Source organism: Pseudomonas tohonis (genome assembly GCF_012767755.2).
GTDB classification, from domain to species: domain Bacteria; phylum Pseudomonadota; class Gammaproteobacteria; order Pseudomonadales; family Pseudomonadaceae; genus Metapseudomonas; species Metapseudomonas tohonis.
In genome coordinates this window covers 5,999,188-6,017,416 of sequence record NZ_AP023189.1, presented here as the reverse complement: position 1 = coordinate 6,017,416, position 18,229 = coordinate 5,999,188, and the positions used below count along the sequence as shown (strand labels likewise).

The 18,229-nt window shown below is 65.2% G+C and carries 15 protein-coding genes and 2 tRNA genes; 15 read left to right on the top strand and 2 right to left on the bottom strand.

The features are described from left to right. Position 1 precedes the first annotated feature (1 nt). From HSX14_RS27620 to HSX14_RS27570, 11 genes are all read left to right on the top strand, one after another. Positions 2-1,438: an N-acetylmuramoyl-L-alanine amidase gene (locus HSX14_RS27620; protein ID WP_173171379.1), complete on the top strand. Its 1,437-nt coding sequence runs from the start codon at positions 2-4 to the stop codon at positions 1,436-1,438. Further along, entirely contained in the window at positions 1,435-3,321 is a 1,887-nt protein-coding gene (gene mutL / locus HSX14_RS27615) for a DNA mismatch repair endonuclease MutL (RefSeq protein WP_173171381.1), read from the top strand. The genes HSX14_RS27620 and mutL overlap by 4 nt, the downstream gene beginning before the upstream one ends. 1 nt (position 3,322) lies before the next feature. Beyond that, on the top strand, positions 3,323-4,297 hold the full coding sequence (gene miaA, locus HSX14_RS27610) for a tRNA (adenosine(37)-N6)-dimethylallyltransferase MiaA (protein WP_173171383.1): 975 nt from the start codon (positions 3,323-3,325) through the stop codon (positions 4,295-4,297). Positions 4,298-4,395: 98 nt separating this feature from the next. Continuing rightward, positions 4,396-4,650, top strand: a complete 255-nt coding sequence (gene hfq / locus HSX14_RS27605) for an RNA chaperone Hfq (protein WP_111259888.1) — start codon at positions 4,396-4,398, stop codon at positions 4,648-4,650. Between the two features lie 12 nt (positions 4,651-4,662). Then, positions 4,663-5,964: a ribosome rescue GTPase HflX gene (gene hflX, locus HSX14_RS27600; RefSeq protein ID WP_173171385.1), complete on the top strand. Its 1,302-nt coding sequence runs from the start codon at positions 4,663-4,665 to the stop codon at positions 5,962-5,964. A gap of 98 nt (positions 5,965-6,062) precedes the next feature. Beyond that, on the top strand, positions 6,063-7,220 hold the full coding sequence (gene hflK, locus HSX14_RS27595; RefSeq protein ID WP_173171387.1) for an FtsH protease activity modulator HflK: 1,158 nt from the start codon (positions 6,063-6,065) through the stop codon (positions 7,218-7,220). After that, positions 7,220-8,086: a protease modulator HflC gene (gene hflC, locus HSX14_RS27590; RefSeq protein ID WP_173171390.1), complete on the top strand. Its 867-nt coding sequence runs from the start codon at positions 7,220-7,222 to the stop codon at positions 8,084-8,086. Before hflK ends, hflC begins: the two co-directional genes overlap by 1 nt. A gap of 105 nt (positions 8,087-8,191) precedes the next feature. Next, entirely contained in the window at positions 8,192-8,377 is a 186-nt protein-coding gene (locus HSX14_RS27585; protein ID WP_111259892.1) for a DUF2065 domain-containing protein, read from the top strand. 34 nt (positions 8,378-8,411) lie between these two features. Next, positions 8,412-9,599: an ATP phosphoribosyltransferase regulatory subunit gene (locus HSX14_RS27580; RefSeq protein WP_173171392.1), complete on the top strand. Its 1,188-nt coding sequence runs from the start codon at positions 8,412-8,414 to the stop codon at positions 9,597-9,599. Positions 9,600-9,652: 53 nt separating this feature from the next. Beyond that, positions 9,653-10,948: an adenylosuccinate synthase gene (locus HSX14_RS27575; RefSeq protein ID WP_111259894.1), complete on the top strand. Its 1,296-nt coding sequence runs from the start codon at positions 9,653-9,655 to the stop codon at positions 10,946-10,948. A gap of 138 nt (positions 10,949-11,086) precedes the next feature. Continuing rightward, entirely contained in the window at positions 11,087-13,021 is a 1,935-nt protein-coding gene (locus HSX14_RS27570) for a methyl-accepting chemotaxis protein (RefSeq protein WP_173171394.1), read from the top strand. 55 nt (positions 13,022-13,076) lie between these two features. On the opposite strand, the gene HSX14_RS27565 is transcribed toward HSX14_RS27570, so the two are convergent. Both HSX14_RS27565 and HSX14_RS27560 read right to left on the bottom strand, forming a co-directional pair. Next, positions 13,077-13,163 (bottom strand) — tRNA-Leu (locus HSX14_RS27565). 113 nt (positions 13,164-13,276) lie between these two features. Beyond that, positions 13,277-13,363 (bottom strand) — tRNA-Leu (locus HSX14_RS27560). 174 nt (positions 13,364-13,537) lie between these two features. Here HSX14_RS27560 and rnr point away from each other — a divergent pair. From rnr to rpsR, 4 genes are all read left to right on the top strand, one after another. Beyond that, positions 13,538-16,336: a ribonuclease R gene (gene rnr, locus HSX14_RS27555; RefSeq protein ID WP_173171396.1), complete on the top strand. Its 2,799-nt coding sequence runs from the start codon at positions 13,538-13,540 to the stop codon at positions 16,334-16,336. After that, on the top strand, positions 16,333-17,100 hold the full coding sequence (gene rlmB / locus HSX14_RS27550; protein WP_111259897.1) for a 23S rRNA (guanosine(2251)-2'-O)-methyltransferase RlmB: 768 nt from the start codon (positions 16,333-16,335) through the stop codon (positions 17,098-17,100). Before rnr ends, rlmB begins: the two co-directional genes overlap by 4 nt. 421 nt (positions 17,101-17,521) lie before the next feature. After that, positions 17,522-17,941, top strand: coding sequence for a 30S ribosomal protein S6 (gene rpsF, locus HSX14_RS27545; protein ID WP_111259899.1), 420 nt, complete (start codon positions 17,522-17,524; stop codon positions 17,939-17,941). A gap of 28 nt (positions 17,942-17,969) precedes the next feature. After that, a complete protein-coding gene (rpsR, locus tag HSX14_RS27540) occupies positions 17,970-18,200 on the top strand; it encodes a 30S ribosomal protein S18 (RefSeq protein WP_003452992.1) in 231 nt (76 codons plus the stop codon). Positions 18,201-18,229 lie beyond the last annotated feature (29 nt).

Sequence of the window (18,229 nt, the reverse complement as noted above, 5' to 3'; positions counted from 1 at the left end):
AATGGGGTGGGGTATGCGCTCGCGCGCGCTGTTTGCCGGGATTGGGGTTCTGCTTGCGGCGTTTGCCGCCGATGTCCTGGCCGCTGCGGAGGTCCGTGGCGTGAGGCTTTGGCGCGCCCCTGACAATACCCGGCTGGTGTTCGACCTCTCCGGTCCCGTGCAGCACAGTGTGTTCACCCTGGCCGCGCCCAACCGTATCGTCATCGACATCACCGGCGCCCAGCTGGCCACCAAGCTGGAGCAGCTGTCGCTCAGCAATACGCCCATCACCAGCGTGCGATCGGCCCAGCGCAGCCCGACCGAGCTGCGTGTGGTGATCGACGTTTCCGCTGCTGTCGTGCCCAAGAGTTTCTCCCTGGCGCCCAACCAGCAGTACGGCAACCGCCTGGTGGTCGACCTGTTCGACCAGGAAGCCGCCGCCAACGAAGCCTCCTCGCCTCAAGTGGCGGTAGCGCCGAGCACGCCGCAGCCGCCGGTCTCGCCGACCCAGCCGTCCACCAACAAGCTGCCACCGGTGCCGGGTGGCAATCGCGACATCATCGTTGCCATCGACGCCGGTCACGGCGGCGAGGACCCGGGCGCGCTGGGCCCCAAGGGCCAGCATGAGAAGGACGTGACCCTGGCGATCGCCAAGGAATTGCAGCGCCAGATCAACCAGGAAAAAGGCTTCCGGGCCGAACTGGTGCGTACCGGCGACTACTTCATCCCGCTGCGCAAGCGCACCGAGATCGCCCGCAAGAAGGGCGCCGACCTGTTCGTTTCCATCCATGCGGACGCCGCGCCCAGCCGCAGCGCATTCGGGGCCTCGGTGTTCGCCCTGTCGGACCGTGGTGCCACCTCGGAAACCGCGCGCTGGCTGGCGGACAACGAGAACCGCTCCGACCTGATCGGCGGTGTCGGCAGCGTCAGCCTGGACGACAAGGACCGCATGCTCGCCGGCGTGCTGCTGGACCTGTCGATGACCGCTTCGCTGTCCTCCAGCCTCAACGTCGGGCAGAAGGTGCTGACCAACATCAGCCGTGTCACGCCGCTGCACAAGCGCCGCGTGGAACAGGCAGGCTTCATGGTGCTGAAGTCGCCGGACATCCCGTCGATCCTGGTCGAGACCGGCTTCATCTCCAACCACAACGAGTCGCAGAAGCTGGCCAGCGCGAGCCACCAGCAGGCGCTGGCGCGCTCCATCCAGGGCGGCATCAAGCAGTTCTTCCAGCAGAACCCGCCACCCGGCACCTACATCGCCTCGCAGCGTGACCAGGGCAAGATCGCGGCTGGCCCGCGCGAGCATCTGGTCACCTCCGGCGAGAGCCTGGCGCTGATCGCGCAGCGCTACCAGGTCAGCCTGGCCGCGCTGCGCAGCGCCAATGGCCTGAAGAACGACAACATCAAGGTCGGCCAGACCCTCGATATCCCGGCGACCGCCCTGGCAGCCCAGCCATGACCGAGTTGCGTCGCATCCAGCTGCTCAGCCCCCGGCTGGCGAACCAGATCGCCGCTGGCGAGGTGGTTGAACGCCCCGCATCGGTGATCAAGGAGCTGCTGGAGAACAGCCTCGACGCGGGTGCCCGGCGCATCGACGTCGAGGTCGAGCAGGGTGGCATCAAGCTGCTGCGGGTCCGTGACGACGGCGGCGGCATCCCGGCCGACGACCTGCCGCTCGCCCTGGCACGCCACGCCACCAGCAAGATCCGCGACCTCGAAGACCTGGAGCGGGTGATGAGCCTGGGCTTCCGGGGCGAGGCGCTGGCGTCCATCAGTTCCGTCGCGCGCCTGACCATGACCTCGCGTACCCCTGATGCCGAGCAGGCCTGGCAGGTCGAGACCGAGGGGCGTGACATGGAGGCGCGGGTGCAGCCCGCCGCCCACCCGGTGGGCACCTCGGTGGAGGTGCGCGACCTGTTCTTCAATACGCCGGCGCGGCGCAAGTTCCTGCGTGCGGAGAAGACCGAATTCGACCACCTGCAGGAAGTGATCAAGCGCCTGGCCCTGGCCCGCTTCGATGTCGCTTTCCACCTGCGCCACAACAACAAGACGGTCTTCGCCCTGCATGAGGCGAAGGACGAGATATCCCGTGCGCGGCGCGTGGCCAGCGTCTGCGGCCCGGCCTTCCTGGAGCAGGCCCTGCCCATCGAGGTGGAGCGCAACGGCCTGCACCTGTGGGGCTGGGTCGGGTTGCCGACCTTCTCCCGCAGCCAGGCGGACCTGCAGTATTTCTATGTGAACGGTCGCATGGTGCGCGACAAGCTGGTGGTGCACGCGGTGCGCCAGGCCTACCGCGATGTGCTCTACAACGGCCGGCACCCGACCTTCGTGCTGTTCCTGGAAGTGGACCCGGCGGTGGTAGACGTCAACGTCCACCCGACCAAGCACGAGGTGCGCTTCCGCGAAAGCCGCATGGTCCACGACTTCCTTTATGGCACCCTGCACCGCGCTCTTGGCGAGGTGCGGCCCGAGGACCAGCTCGCCGCTCCCGCCGCTGTCGGCGGCATGGTTCGAACCACCGGCATCGAGGCGGGCGAGTTCGGGCCCCAGGGTGAAATGAGCCTGGCGGCGACCGTGTTGGAACAACCCGTCAGCCAGCCCGCCTGGACGCCGTCCCATGGCGGCGCCGGTGCCGGCTACCAGGCGCCGCGCCCATCTCCTGTGCTCGCCACCGCCGAGGCCCAGGGCGCCTACCGCGAATACTTCGCGCCGATGGTCAATCAGCCTGCGGCAGCGCTGCCGGACAGCCAGGGGGACATCCCGCCGCTGGGCTACGCCCTTGCGCAGCTCAAGGGTATCTACATCCTCGCCGAGAACGCCCAGGGGTTGGTGCTGGTGGACATGCACGCGGCCCACGAGCGCATCACCTACGAGCGCCTGAAGGTGGCGATGGCCAGCGAGGGGCTCAAGGGACAGCCGCTGCTGGTGCCCGAGTCGGTGGCAGTCAGCCAGCGCGAGGCCGATTGTGCCGAAGAGCATGGGAGCTGGTTCCAGCGCCTGGGCTTCGAGCTGCAGCGGCTCGGTCCGGAAACCCTGGCCATCCGCCAGATCCCGGCATTGCTCAAGCAGGCCGAAGCGACCCAGCTGGTGCGTGACGTCCTGGCCGACCTGCTCGAGTACGGCACCAGCGACCGCATCCAGGCCCATCTGAACGAGCTGCTCGGCACCATGGCCTGCCACGGTGCGGTGCGGGCCAATCGCCGCCTCACCCAGCCCGAAATGAACGGCTTGCTGCGCGATATGGAGCACACCGAGCGCAGTGGCCAGTGCAACCATGGCCGTCCGACCTGGACGCAACTGGGCATGGACGACCTGGACAAGCTGTTCCTGCGTGGCCGCTGACATGGGCGAGCGCCTGCCACCGGCCATCTTCCTGATGGGCCCCACCGCTGCCGGCAAGACCGACCTCGCCCTGGATCTGGCGCGCCACCTGCCCTGCGATCTGATCAGCGTCGACTCGGCGTTGGTCTATCGCGGCATGGACATCGGCACCGCCAAGCCTGACAAGTCCGTGCTCGAGGCCTTCCCGCATCGGTTGATCGACATCCGCGATCCGGCCCAGAGCTATTCCGCCGCTGAATTTCGCGCCGACGCCCTGGAGGCCATGGCCGAGATCACCGCCAGGGGCCGCATCCCGCTGCTGGTCGGGGGCACCATGCTCTACTACAAGGCGCTGCTGGAGGGCCTGGCGGACATGCCCAGCGCCGACCCGGCCGTACGTGCGGAACTGGAAGCGCGGGCGCAGCGCGAGGGCTGGGATGTCCTGCATCGCGAGCTGGCGGAGGTGGACCCCGAGTCGGCCGCGCGCATCCATCCCAACGACCCCCAGCGGCTCACCCGCGCCCTCGAGGTGTACCGCGTGAGCGGTTTGACGATGACTGCACATCGTCAGCGACAGGCGTTGCAAAATCCCGACTCGGGGCCCTCTGGCCGGGGACATTTGCCTTATACTGTCGCCCACTTGGCGATCGCTCCGGCGCAACGCCAGGTTTTGCACGCGCGTATCGCGCAACGATTTCGTCTGATGCTGGAACAGGGCTTTGTCGAAGAGGTCGAAGCTCTGCGCGAAAGACGTGACTTGCACGCCGGACTGCCGTCTATAAGAGCTGTCGGTTATCGCCAGGTATGGGAATACCTGGACGGCGACCTGACGCGGGTCGAAATGGAAGAGCGGGGCATCATCGCCACGCGCCAATTGGCCAAGCGGCAATTCACCTGGTTACGGGGTTGGGCTGATTTACACTGGCTGGACAGCCTGGCTTGCGACAATCTGCCGCGTACCTTGAAATACCTGGAGTCGGTCTCCATATTGGGCTGAGACCTCACCAGTTACCGTCTATCCTTGGGGGTAAGGCGGCCTAACTTTCTCGTCATTTGACAACTAAAACGATTTATATCCCTACAGGAGTGCGGCATATGTCAAAAGGGCATTCGCTACAAGACCCTTACCTGAATACCTTGCGTAAGGAACGCGTACCGGTTTCCATCTATCTGGTCAACGGCATCAAGCTGCAGGGCCAGATCGAGTCCTTCGACCAGTTCGTGATTTTGCTGAAGAACACTGTCAGCCAGATGGTCTACAAGCACGCAATCTCCACCGTGGTACCGAGCCGCCCCGTGCGTCTGCCGAGTGCCACCGAGCAAGAAACCCCCGAGCCTGGTAACGCCTGATAGGAGTCTGCATTGTTTTTCGAACGCCCTGGTGGTGGTGAACGGGCCATCCTGGTTCATCTGGACGGCCACGATCCCGAGGCGCGAGAAGACCCGCAGGAATTCCAGGAACTGGCTCGGTCGGCTGGCGCCGACACGGCAGCTTTCATCTCCGTGTCGCGCCACCAGCCAACAGCCAGATATCTGATCGGTAGCGGCAAGGTCGAAGAGCTCCATGACCTCGTCAGGGCTGAACAGGCCGAACTGGTCATCTTCAATCACACCCTCACGCCCAGTCAGGAACGCAACCTCGAGCGAGCGCTCGAATGCCGTGTTCTCGATCGCACCGGGCTGATTCTCGACATCTTCGCCCAGCGCGCCCGCACCCATGAGGGCAAGTTGCAGGTGGAGCTCGCCCAGCTCGAGCACATGAGCACCCGGCTGGTTCGTGGCTGGACTCACCTCGAGCGGCAGAAGGGTGGTATCGGCTTGCGTGGGCCGGGTGAAACCCAGCTCGAGACGGACCGTCGCCTGCTGCGCGTGCGCATCCGCCAGATCAAGCAGCGCCTCGAGAAGGTGCGTAGCCAGCGCGAGCAGGCTCGACGTGGCCGCAAGCGCGCCGATATTCCCTCCGTTTCGCTGGTCGGCTACACCAACGCCGGCAAGTCCACGCTGTTCAATGCCGTGACTTCGTCCGAGGTCTATGCTGCGGACCAGTTGTTCGCCACGCTGGACCCGACCTTGCGCCGTCTCGAACTCAACGATCTCGGGCCTATCGTCCTGGCCGATACCGTGGGCTTCATCCGGCACCTGCCGCACAAGCTTGTCGAAGCCTTCCGGGCTACCCTTGAGGAGTCCAGCAACTCCGACCTGCTGCTGCATGTGATCGACGCCCATGAGCCTGAGCGCATGGCGCAGATGGAGCAGGTCATGGCGGTGCTGAACGAAATCGGCGCAGATGGCTTGCCGATGCTCGAGGTGTACAACAAGATCGACCTGCTCGAAGGCATGGAGCCACAGATCCAGCGCAACGAGCAGGGCAAGCCTGAGCGGGTATGGCTTTCCGCCCGCGACGGCCTCGGACTCGACCTGCTCAAGCAGGCGATCGCCGAGCTGTTGGGGGATGATCTCTTCGTGGGAACCCTGAAGTTGCCGCAGAAACTCGGCAGGCTGAGAGCGCAGTTCTTCGCCCTCGGTGCCGTGCAGAGCGAGAAGCATGACGAGGCCGGGGAGTTCCTCCTTGCCGTCAGATTGCCGCGTGTGGAGCTCAACCGTCTGGTCAGCCGTGAAGGCTGGAAGCCGCAGGAGTTCCTGGAGCAACACACTTTGCAATAAAGCCCGCAGGTGCGCTTTTTGCCGCGGGTGGCGGGCTTTCGGTAGCATTGGCGGGCGTGCCGTGGGTGCGTCTTTGCTTTATCAGTATGGAGAGCGCTATGGCTTGGAATGAGCCGGGTGGCAACTCGAACAATCAGGACCCCTGGGGTGGACGCCGTGGTGGCGATCGCAAGGGGCCGCCGGATCTGGACGAAGCCTTCCGCAAACTGCAGGACAGTCTCAATGGGCTGTTCGGCGGCAAGAAACGTGGTGGTGGCGATGGCGGTGGCAAGGGCGGCGGCTTCGGCCTGATCGGCATTGCCCTCTTCCTGCTCGCCATGGTCTGGCTCTACAGCGCCGTCTACGTGGTCGATGAGCAGGAGCAGGCCGTGGTGCTGCGCTTCGGCAAGTACTACGAAACCGTCGGCCCGGGCCTGAACATCTATTTCCCGCCCATCGATCGCAAGTACCAGGAAAACGTCACCCGCGAGCGTGCATACAGCAAGCAGGGTCAGATGCTCACCGAGGACGAGAACATCGTCGAGGTGCCGCTCACCGTCCAGTACAAGATCACCAACCTGCAGGACTTCGTGCTCAAGGTCGACCAGCCCGAGGTGAGCCTGCAGCACGCCACTGAAAGCGCCCTGCGCCACGTGGTCGGCTCCACCGAGATGGACCAGGTCCTGACCGAGGGGCGTGAGCTGATGGCCAGCGAGATCAAGGAGCGCCTGCAGCGTTTCCTCGATACCTACGGCACCGGCATCACCGTGACCCAGGTGAACGTGCAGAGCGCCGCCGCGCCGCGCGAAGTGCAGGAAGCGTTCGACGACGTTATCCGCGCCCGCGAGGACGAGCAGCGTGCCAAGAACCAGGCCGAGGCCTACGCCAACGGCGTGATTCCCGAGGCGCGTGGCCAGGCGCAGCGCATCATCGAGGACGCCAACGGTTATCGCGACGAAGTGATCTCCCGCGCCAAGGGTGAGGCGGATCGTTTCACCAAGCTGGTCGCCGAGTATCGCAAGGCCCCCGAGGTCACTCGCCAGCGCCTGTACCTGGACACCATGCAGGAAGTCTTCAGCAACACCAGCAAGGTGCTGCTGACCGGCGACAAGGGGCAGAACAACCTGCTCTACCTGCCGCTGGACAAGATGATCGACAACCGTGGCGGTAGCAGTGGTGCCGTGCCTGGCGCCGCCGCGAGCGGTGCGGCCGATCTCGGTTCGCGTGTCACCACCGATCTGCAGCAGCGCGATCTGCGTTCTAGGGAGAGTCGCTGATGGGTAACAAATCACTGATCGCCCTGATCGGAGCCGTCGTCCTCGCCCTGGTGGCCTGGAGCAGCTTCTACATAGTGGCGCAGACCGAGCGCGCGGTGCTGCTGCAGTTCGGCCGCATCGTCGAGGCCGACGTCAAGCCGGGCCTCCACGTGAAGATTCCGTACGTCAACCAGGTGCGCAAGTTCGACGCCCGCCTGCTGACCCTGGATTCGCCGACCCAGCGCTTCCTCACCCAGGAAAAGAAAGCGGTGATGGTGGACGCTTACGCCAAATGGCGTGTGGCTGATGCCGAGCGCTTCTATACCGCGACTTCCGGCCTCAAGCAGATTGCCGACGAGCGCCTGTCGCGTCGCCTGGAAGCGGGCCTGCGTGACCAGTTCGGCAAGCGCACCCTGCATGAAGTGGTATCCGGTGAGCGTGACGGTCTCATGGCCGATATCACCCGCTCGCTGAACACCATGGCCAGCAAGGAGCTGGGTATCGAGGTGCTGGACGTCCGCGTCAAGGCCATCGACCTGCCCAAGGAAGTGAACCGCAGTGTGTTCGAGCGTATGAGCACCGAGCGTGAGCGCGAGGCCCGCGAGCACCGCGCCAAGGGTAGCGAGCTGGCCGAAGGCATTCGTGCCGACGCCGATCGTCAGCGCCGCGTGCTGTTGGCCGAGGCCTATCGCGAGGCGGAAGAGGCCCGTGGTGATGGCGATGCCCAGGCGGCCGCCATCTACTCCAAGGCCTATGGCCAGGACCAGGAGTTCTACGCCTTCTACCGCAGCCTCAAGGCCTACCGCGAGAGCTTCTCGAGCAAGGGCGACGTGATGGTTCTGGACCCGAGCAGCGAGTTCTTCCAGTTCCTCAACAAGGCCAAGTGATGGTTTTCCCCGGCGGACGGTCCTGTCCGTCGGGGTGACCCACCGGGAAAACGTGGTATCATGCGTCAGCCGGGAAATCCCGGCTTTTTTGCGTCCGCGAGAATCATGTGGCAGGAAATCGGCATAGCTTTCTGTTTCGTGCTGGTGCTGGAAGGCATCCTGCCCTTCCTCTATCCGCGCCGTTGGCGCGCCGCGGTGCACGGGCTGGCAGGGTTGAAGGACCGCCAGCTTCGCCTCATGGGCCTCGCCAGCATGTTGCTGGGGACCGGCCTCCTGTATCTGCTTCACTGAAGGCTTGCCGCCCGGCTGAGAGGGGAATGGCGTAATGGCAACGGTAGATCGCTGGCTGCTGCCAGATGGAATCGAAGAAGTACTGCCGCCCGAAGCGGCGCGCATCGAAGCAGCCCGCCGCCAGGTGCTGGACCTGTTCCAGCGCTGGGGCTACGACTTCGTGGTCACCCCGCACATCGAATACCTCGAGTCCCTGCTGACCGGTGCCGGCCAGGACCTCGACCTGCGCACCTTCAAGGTGACCGACCCGCAATCCGGCCGCCTGATGGGCTTCCGTGCCGACATCACGCCGCAGGTGGCGCGCATCGACGCCCATACCCTGCGCCGTGAAGGGCCCAACCGCCTGTGCTACGCCGGCAGCGTCCTGCATGCCAAGCCGCGCGCGCTTTCCACCTCGCGCAGCCCGATCCAGCTTGGCGCCGAACTCTATGGCGACGCCAGCCCGGCCAGCGACGTGGAAGTCATCAGCCTGATGCTGGAGATGCTTGAGCTTGCCGATGTGCCCGACGTGCACATGGACCTCGGGCATGTCGGTATCTACCGTGGCCTCGCCCGTGCCGCCGAGTTGTCCGGCGAAGTGGAGCAGCAGCTGTTCGACGCCCTGCAGCGCAAGGCCGTCGACGAGGTGGCCGAGCTGACCGAGGCCCTGCCCGGCGAGCTGGCTTCCATGCTGCGCGCGCTCGCCGAGCTCTGCGGCGATCGCCAGGTCCTGGAGCTTGCCCAGGGTGTGTTGATGGATGCGCCGGACGAGGTGCATGTCGCGCTCGACGAGCTGATCGCCATCGCCGACGAGCTGGAACTCCGCTACCCCGAGCTGCCCCTGTATTTTGACCTGGGCGAGCTGCGTGGTTACCACTACCACACGGGCGTGGTCTTCGCCGCCTTCGTGCCGGGCGAGGGCCAGTCCATCGCCCAGGGTGGTCGCTATGACGACATCGGCGCCGATTTCGGTCGCGCCCGTCCGGCGACCGGGTTCTCCACCGACCTGAAGACCCTGGTCACCCTGGGGCGGATGGAGCTGGATGAGGCCCCGACCGGAATCTGGGCGCCCGACGTCCATGACGTCTACCTTTGGCAGGCCGTGAAGCGTCTGCGCAGCGAAGGTCAGCGCGTGGTCCAGGCATTGCCGGGTCAGGATGTGGACAGTGCGCAGGAGGTGGGTTGTGACCGCCAGCTGTGCCTGCGTGACGGGCGCTGGCAGGTTGCGCCCCTGGTTTCCTAAAGGTTTTCCCGCCGGCCGTTGCCGGCATCGAGCTTCCGAAGAGGACAAGTGTTATGGGTAAGAATGTCGTGGTCCTGGGCACCCAGTGGGGTGATGAGGGCAAAGGCAAGATCGTCGACCTGTTGACCGATCAGGCAGCCGCTGTCGTGCGCTACCAGGGCGGCCACAATGCCGGTCACACCCTGGTGATCGACGGCGAGAAGACCGTGCTCCACCTGATCCCGTCCGGCATCCTGCGCGAGAACGTGCAGTGCATGATCGGCAACGGCGTGGTCGTCGCGCCGGATGCGCTGATGCGCGAGATCACCAAGCTCGAGGAGAAGGGCGTGCCGGTGCGCGAGCGCCTGCGCATCAGCCCCTCCTGCACCCTGATCCTGCCGTACCACGTCGCCCTCGACCAGGCGCGCGAGAAGGCCCGTGGCGATGCCAAGATCGGCACCACCGGCCGCGGTATCGGCCCGGCCTATGAGGACAAGGTGGCCCGTCGCGGCCTGCGTATCGGCGACCTGTTCCACCGCGAGCGCTTCGCCGCCAAGCTCGGCGAGCTGCTGGACTACCACAACTTCGTCCTGCAGAACTATTACAAGGAACCGGCCGTCGATTTCCAGAAGACCCTCGACGAGGCCCTGGGCTACGCCGACCTGCTGGAGCCGATGATCACCGACGTCGCCGCCCGACTCCACGAGCTGCGCAAGCAGGGCGCCTACATCATGTTCGAAGGTGCCCAGGGCTCGCTGCTGGACATCGACCACGGCACCTATCCCTATGTGACCAGCTCCAGCACCACTGCGGGCGGCACCGCCACCGGTTCCGGCTTCGGTCCGCTCTACCTGGACTACATCCTGGGCATCACCAAGGCCTACACCACCCGCGTGGGTTCCGGCCCGTTCCCCACCGAGCTGTTCGATGAGACCGGTGCCTTCCTGGCCAAGCGCGGCCACGAGTTCGGCTCCACCACCGGTCGCGCCCGTCGTTGCGGCTGGTTCGATGCCGTCATCCTGCGTCGTGCCATCGAGATCAACAGCATCTCCGGCCTGTGCCTGACCAAGCTGGACGTGCTCGACGGTCTTGAGACCATCCGCATCTGCGTTGGCTACAAGGACCAGAACGGTGACGTGATGGTCGATGCGCCGACCGACGCCGACAGCTACATCGGCCTGCAGCCGGTCTACGAAGACATGCCGGGCTGGAGCGAGTCCACCGTTGGCGTGAAGTCGCTCGAAGAGCTGCCGGCGGCCGCCCGTGCCTACATCAAGCGCATCGAGGAGCTGGTCGGTGCGCCCATCGACATCATCTCCACCGGGCCGGATCGCAACGAAACCATCGTCCTGCGCCACCCGTACGCCTGAGTCGCCTGACTCGAAAAGGGCCGCCTCGTGCGGCCCTTTTTCATGGGCGCAAGAAAATATTGCGGCATGGCCCTTGCTGGAGCTCTATAAATCCCTGAAGTCGCCGTTAAAGAAGAACGGTCGTAGAGGAGCATCGTCGTGTCCGCCATTCTTTCCCTGCTCAGAAGCCGCCTGTTGCGGCCTGTTTTCATCGCCCTCGGCGTCTCCCTGTTGGTGCAGGTGGTGGTGGCTGTTGCCCTGACTCGGGGCACGGTCGACTCGCTGGTCGAGGACCTCGGTCGGCGCCTGGGTGATGACACCCGCCGCCTGTCGGGCGAACTGGAGCAGGCCGGGCGGGAAGTCTCCGGCAGCCTGACCAGCCTCTCCAGCAAGACCCGCGAGCGCCTGAGTGCGTCCCTCTCCGAGCGCCTCAAGGCGGAGCAGGGTCAGTTGCGCTCCACGCTGGAGGAGAACCTCAAGGCCTCCGCCACCGATCTCGCCCAATTGCTCGCCGCCGTCGCGCCGCGCGCCATGTGGGACAACGACATCCCGACGCTTTCCGAATTTGCCCGCCGCGCCCAGCGCAATCCCAATGTGCTTTTCGTGGTCTATGACGATGCCCAGGGCCAGCACCTCACGCGCTACCTCAATCGCGAGAACGCCGCGATCAAGGGGCTGCTGGCCAAGGGGCAGGGCGAGCGCGCGCTGGACAAGGTGCTCAACGCCGCTGCCAGCGACCCGTCCGTGTACATGGTCGAGGCCTCGATCAGCCCCAACGGCGTGGAGATCGGCAAGGTGCGCCTGGGGGTGTCCACCGCCACCATCGAGGATCAGCTGAAGGCCCTGGACTCCCGCTTCAGTGCGCTGATCGCCAGCGGAGGCGAGCTGGTGGGGCAGAGCCTGTCCGGCGCAGCGACCGACAGCACCGCGGTGTTGACCGCGCGGCTCAAGTCCGCCCAGGAGGCGGCCAATGGCATGAGCACCGGCACCCAGAAGACCGTCGAAGACGCTGCCCACGAGCTGCGCTGGCGCATCGGTCTGGCCCTGGTGCTGGTCGGGCTCGGCGTGCTGCTGGTGCTCGCCGTGGTGCTCGGCCATCGCGTGGTCAACCGCCTGCGCCTGCTGATCGCGGCCCTGAACGACCTGGCGGCAGGCGAGGGGGATCTCACCCGGCGCGTGCGCCTGGACAGTACCGATGAGCTGGGCGAGATGGCCACGGCGGTGAACCGCTTCATCGACAAGCTGCAGCCCATCGTGCGCGAGGCGGGTGATGTGGCGGTGCGCACCGGCAGCGAGATCCGCTCGCTGTCCGAGCGCAGCCTGGCTGCCGAGGCGGCGGCCGATCGCCAGCGCAACGAGGTGGCCGGCAGTCTCGATGCCCTGGCGCAGATGACCGCCGAGGCCCAGGCCGAGAGCCAGGCCATGCAGACGGCACTGCAGCAGGTCGGCGAGATTCGCCAGGCGACCCAGGACAACGCCGCCATCGCCCGCAAGGTCGGTGGCCTGATCGAGACCCTGGAGGAGCGCGTGCAGAACGGTGCCGAGGTGATCGAGCGCCTGGCTCGGCAGAGCGAGCAGATCGAGGTGGTGCTGTCGGTCATTCATGGCATCGCCGAGCAGACCAACCTGCTGGCCCTCAATGCTGCGATCGAGGCGGCGCGTGCGGGAGAGAGTGGTCGCGGTTTCGCGGTGGTGGCGGACGAGGTGCGTGCGCTGGCCAGCAAGACCCAGCAGTCCACCGGCGATATCCAGGCGCATATCGGCGCGTTGCAGAAGGGTGCGAAGGAGGCGGTGGCCGCCATCTCCCAGGCGCGCGCCCGTGCCTCCGAAGGCATCGACGCCCTGCGTGACAGCGAGCGCCTGCAGCAGAGCGTGCAGCAGGCGGTGGAAGGGGTTCACGAAGCGGTTCGTGCAGCCGCGCGTGCAGCCGAGCACCAGGCCGAAGGGGCACATGCCGTGCGTGGGCGGGTCGATGTGATCCATGCCGAAGCGCGATTGGCTGCGGAGGCCGTGGCGGCCACCGCCAGCAGCGGGCGCGTGCTCGATGGTCTGGCTGCGCAGCTGAAGTCCAGCCTCGGTCAGTTCAAGGCCTGATGCCTGGATGCCAGAAAGCACAAAGCCGAGCAGAGCTCGGCTTTGTGTTGAAGAGTGGTGCCCAGGAGAAGACTCGAACTTCCACGGTGTTGCCACCGCTAGGACCTGAACCTAGTGCGTCTACCAATTCCGCCACCTGGGCACATTGCGATGATCGCTCATCGACTTTTTGCTGCACTTGATCGACCGTGTCGACAGGGTGTGCTGCTACCCTCTAAGCGAGAAAACGAGCAAAGAACTCGGTTTCTTGAATAATGGTGCCCAGGAGAAGACTCGAACTTCCACGGTGTTGCCACCGCTAGGACCTGAACCTAGTGCGTCTACCAATTCCGCCACCTGGGCACTCACAACGTCTCAGCAACGCTGTGGGCGCGAACTATACGGTTCGACTTTTTGCTTGTAAACCCCTGACAGTGAAAAAATTATTCTTGGATGAAAGCTGACCGCTGAACGGATTTCGCGCTTCAATAGACAGATGGCAAACATAACTATGAATGAAAAGGTGAATCCCCTCTGATGGCCGATTGGCAAAACCTCGATCCCGAGGCCGCCCGCGAGGCGGAAAAGTACGAGAACCCCATCCCCAGCCGTGAACTCATCCTGCAGCGACTCGATGAGCGCGGCGCCCCGGCCAGCCGCGAGCAGCTGGTTGAAGAGTTCGGTCTGACCACCGAGGATCAGCTGGAGGCGTTGCGTCGGCGCCTGCGCGCCATGGAACGCGATGGCCAGCTTATCTATACCCGTCGTGGTACCTATGCACCGGTCGACAAGCTCGACCTGATCCGTGGTCGCATCAGCGGTCATCGCGATGGCTTCGGCTTCCTCATCCCCGATGACGGCAGCGACGACCTGTTCCTCAGCCCCGCGCAGATGCGCCTGGTGTTCGACGGCGACCGCGCCCTGGCGCGTGTCTCCGGCCTCGATCGTCGTGGCCGCCGCGAAGGCGCCCTGGTCGAGGTGATCGAGCGCGCCCACGAGACACTGGTCGGCCGCTTCTTCGAAGAGAGCGGCATCGCCCGCGTGGTCGCCGACAACCCGAAGATCCAGCAGGAAGTCCTGGTGCCCCAGGGCAAGCAGGGCGCCGCCAAGCACGGGCAGTTCGTGCAGGTGAAGATCGAGCAGTGGCCGAGCAATTTCCGCGTCGCCCAGGGCGAGGTGGTCGAGGTGCTGGGCGACTACATGGCGCCCGGCATGGAGATCGAAGTCGCCCTGCGCAGCTACGACATCCCCCATGAATGGCCCGAAGGCGTGATCAAGGAAGCCGCCAAGCTCAAGCCGGAAGTGGCCGAGAAGGACAAGGAGAAGCGCATCGACCTGCGCCACCTGCCTCTCGTCACCATCGACGGCGAAGATGCCCGCGACTTCGACGATGCCGTCTACGCCGAGGCCCGCAAGGGTGGCGGCTGGCGCCTGTTCGTCGCCATCGCCGACGTCTCCCACTATGTAAAGGTGGGCTCGGCGCTGGATGAGGAGGCGGCCAATCGCGGCAACTCGGTGTATTTCCCCGAGAAAGTCATCCCGATGCTGCCGGAGGTGCTGTCCAATGGCCTCTGCTCGCTGAACCCGCTGGTCGATCGCCTCGCCATGGTCTGCGAGATGACCCTCTCGCGCGCAGGCAAGATGACCGGATACGAGTTCTACGAGGCGGTCATCCACTCCCATGCGCGCCTGACCTACAACAAGGTCAGCCAGTTGCTGGAGACACCCGACTCGGTCGAAGGCAAGCAGCTCGCCCAGCAGCTTCCACAACTGGTTCCGCACCTGCAGCAGCTCTACAAGCTCTACAAGGTGCTGCTGGCGGCGCGTCAGGTGCGCGGCGCCATCGATTTCGAGACCCAGGAAACGCGCATCGTCTTCGGTGCCGACCGCAAGATCTCCGAGATCCGTCCGACCCAGCGCAACGACGCCCACAAGCTGATCGAGGAGTGCATGCTCTGCGCGAACGTGGCCACCGCCCGCTTCATGCAGGACCACGACATCCCCTCGCTCTACCGAGTGCACGACGGCCCGCCGGCCGAGCGCCTGGACAAGCTGCGCCTGTTCCTCGGCGAACTGGGCCTGACCCTCAATCGCGGCAAGGGCGAACCGACCCCCAGCGACTACCAGGCCCTGCTGGAAACCATCCGTGGGCGCCCGGACTACCACCTGATCCAGACCGTGATGCTGCGCTCCCTGAGCCAGGCGGTTTACAGCGCCGACAACCAGGGGCACTTCGGCCTCAACTACGACGCCTACACCCACTTCACGTCGCCCATCCGTCGCTATCCGGACTTGCTGGTGCACCGTGCCATCCGCAGCGTGATCCGCTCCAAGCGCGAGACCGTGCACGTCAAGCGGGCCGGCGCTGCAGCCATGGCCAAGGCGCGCATCTATCCGTACGACGAGGCCGCCCTGGAGAAGCTGGGCGAGCAGTGCTCGATGACCGAGCGCCGCGCCGACGAAGCCACCCGCGACGTCACCAACTGGCTGAAGTGCGAGTACATGCGCGAGCGCGTGGGCGAGACCTTCCCCGGGGTGATCTCCGCGGTGACCGGTTTCGGCCTGTTCGTCGAGCTGACCGACATCTATGTGGAAGGCCTGGTGCACGTCACCGCGCTGCCGGGCGACTACTACCATTTCGACCCGATCCACCATCGCCTTTCCGGCGAGCGCACTGGCCGCAGCTTCCGTCTCGGTGACCCGATCGAAGTGCTGATCGCACGCGTCGACCTGGACGAGCGCAAGATCGACTTCGAGCTGGCCGAGAATGCGCTCAGCGCGCCGGTCGGCCGCAAGAAACGGGGCGCCGATAAATCAGCACCCGCGCCGGAGGTCAAGCCCGCCAAGGGGCCGAAGACCCGCAGCCGGGGCAGCAAGCCTGCTGCGCTGGCGAAGAAGGCCGCGCGCAACCCCGAGCCCGAGCAGGTGGCCCCGGGCGTCGCCGTGGCGCCGCGCCGCAGCAAGGCCGGCAAGGTCCAGGCGCTGCCCCCGGTATCGCCGGAGATCCTCGCCCAGGCCGAGGAGATGCTCGGCAATACCGACGTCAGTCGCAGCCGCGCGCTGAAGCAGGCGCTGCTCAGCGAAGCCCGCCAGGGCGGCGAGAAGCCGCGTGGCGGCAAGGCGTCCGCTGGCAAGGGCCAGTCCCGCCCCGCCAAGGGCGCGCCCTTCGGTGCCGGTGGCCAGGACCCCGCTCCCAAGGATCGCGACGGCAAGCCGGGCAGCGGGAAACCGAAGAAGGCCAAGCCGGCGAGCAAGCCCGGCAAGCCGAGCAAACACCGCAAGGGACCGCCCAAGCCGAAGGCCGCCGGCGGCAGTAAAACCAAGGTCAAGCCATGAGTGAGTTGGAAAAGGTCTACGGCGTGCATGCCGTGGAAGCGCTGTTGCGTCACCATCCCAAGCGGGTCAAGCAGTTATGGCTGGCGGAAAGCCGGCATGACCCGCGCGTCCAGGCGCTGCTCGACCTGGCCGGGCAGTTCCGCGTGCCCGTCGGGCAGAAGGATCGACGCGAGCTGGATGAGTGGGCCGAAGGCGTCCACCAGGGCGTGGTCGCCGAGGTCAGCCCCAGCCAGGTCTGGGGTGAGAACATGCTCGACGAACTGCTCGAGCGCGCCGAAGGGCCTCCGCTGCTGCTGGTGCTCGACGGCGTGACCGACCCGCACAACCTCGGTGCCTGCCTGCGTACCGCCGATGCCGCCGGTGCCCTGGCGGTGATCGTGCCCAAAGACAAGTCCGCCACCCTCAACGCCACCGTGCGCAAGGTGGCCTGCGGCGCCGCTGAAGTGATCCCCCTGGTCGCCGTGACCAACCTCGCGCGCACCCTGGAGAAACTGCAGAAGAAGGGCCTGTGGACCGTCGGCACCGCCGGCGAGGCCGAGCAGGAGCTCTACCAGCAGGACCTGACCGGCCCCACCGTGCTGATCATGGGCGCGGAAGGCAAAGGCATGCGCCGCCTGACCCGTGAGCACTGCGACTACCTGGTGAAGCTGCCGATGTCCGGCAGCGTCAGCAGCCTCAACGTCTCGGTCGCCACTGGCGTCTGCCTGTTCGAGGCGGTGCGTCAGAGGGGCAGCGCCAAGCGTCAAGCCGCAAGCGACAAGTAAGAGCGGCCTGGCAAGCGGGGAGGGCTGCCGTACGTAGGGTGGGTAGAGCGCAGCGAAACCCACGCGGAACGGTGTTCGGCATGACTCCGAAGAGGTGGGCCGGTGAAGCGTGGTCCATCTAGCGTGCCGGTTGCGAAAGCAGACGTGCCCAGGGGTTGACGCGCTCCTCCGATCCCCCAGGCTCTTGCAGCTTGCAGCTTGCAGCTTGCAGCTTGCAGCTTGCAGCTTGCAGCTTGCAGCTTGCAGCTACTGTTCAAATATTCACCAATTATTCTTGCGCGGCCCCGGGCGCTTCTCTAGAATGTCGCCCCTTGCCGCTCCGGCAGGTGCTCGCGCGCCTTCCTCGCCGGCAAGCCAAAACGAAACATTCACTCCTTGCCTGACCACATCGTTGGCAGGCTACAACCCGTAAGGAGCATTTATGCGTCATTACGAAATCATCTTCCTGGTTCACCCGGACCAGAGCGAGCAGGTTGGTGGCATGGTCGAGCGCTACACCAAGCTGATCGAAGAAGACGGTGGCAAGATTCATCGCCTGGAAGATTGGGGCCGTCGTCAACTGGCCTATGCAATCAACAACGTTCACAAGGCTCACTACGTGATGCTGAACGTCGAGTGCAGCGGCAAGGCCCTGGCCGAGCTGGAAGACAACTTCCGCTACAACGATGCCGTCCTGCGCAACCTGGTCATCCGTCGCGACGAAGCCGTTACCGGCCAGTCCGAGATGCTCAAGGCCGAGGAAAACCGCAACGAGCGCCGCGAGCGCCGTGAGCGCGTTGAAACTGACTCCGCCGTTGATGGCGATGACAGCGACAACGACAGCGACAACGCTGACGAGTAATCCACGGATCTATTGAGGAGCCAAGTTCATGGCACGTTTCTTCCGTCGTCGTAAGTTCTGCCGTTTCACCGCTGAAGGCGTGAAAGAGATCGACTTCAAGGATCTCAACACCCTGAAGGCGTACATCTCCGAAACCGGCAAGATCGTTCCTAGCCGTATCACCGGTACCAAAGCCAAGTATCAGCGTCAGCTGGCTACCGCTATCAAGCGCGCCCGCTACCTGGCCCTGCTGCCCTACACCGACAGCCACGGCCGTTGAGACCGGGTAGTCGACGCTTCAAGGGATAG

Bases quoted from the DNA above. Each gene is read 5' to 3' on its own strand.
- hflC (WP_173171390.1), top strand. From the start codon at position 7,220: ATGGGTAACAAATCACTGATCGCCCTGATCGGAGCCGTCGTCCTCGCC.
- rpsR (WP_003452992.1), top strand. From the start codon at position 17,970: ATGGCACGTTTCTTCCGTCGTCGTAAGTTCTGCCGTTTCACCGCTGAA.
- miaA (WP_173171383.1), top strand. From the start codon at position 3,323: ATGGGCGAGCGCCTGCCACCGGCCATCTTCCTGATGGGCCCCACCGCT.
- mutL (WP_173171381.1), top strand. From the start codon at position 1,435: ATGACCGAGTTGCGTCGCATCCAGCTGCTCAGCCCCCGGCTGGCGAAC.
- HSX14_RS27620 (WP_173171379.1), top strand. From the start codon at position 2: ATGGGGTGGGGTATGCGCTCGCGCGCGCTGTTTGCCGGGATTGGGGTT.
- hflK (WP_173171387.1), top strand. From the start codon at position 6,063: ATGGCTTGGAATGAGCCGGGTGGCAACTCGAACAATCAGGACCCCTGG.
- HSX14_RS27580 (WP_173171392.1), top strand. From the start codon at position 8,412: ATGGCAACGGTAGATCGCTGGCTGCTGCCAGATGGAATCGAAGAAGTA.
- HSX14_RS27575 (WP_111259894.1), top strand. From the start codon at position 9,653: ATGGGTAAGAATGTCGTGGTCCTGGGCACCCAGTGGGGTGATGAGGGC.
- rpsF (WP_111259899.1), top strand. From the start codon at position 17,522: ATGCGTCATTACGAAATCATCTTCCTGGTTCACCCGGACCAGAGCGAG.
- rnr (WP_173171396.1), top strand. From the start codon at position 13,538: ATGGCCGATTGGCAAAACCTCGATCCCGAGGCCGCCCGCGAGGCGGAA.
- HSX14_RS27585 (WP_111259892.1), top strand. From the start codon at position 8,192: ATGTGGCAGGAAATCGGCATAGCTTTCTGTTTCGTGCTGGTGCTGGAA.
- rlmB (WP_111259897.1), top strand. From the start codon at position 16,333: ATGAGTGAGTTGGAAAAGGTCTACGGCGTGCATGCCGTGGAAGCGCTG.
- hfq (WP_111259888.1), top strand. From the start codon at position 4,396: ATGTCAAAAGGGCATTCGCTACAAGACCCTTACCTGAATACCTTGCGT.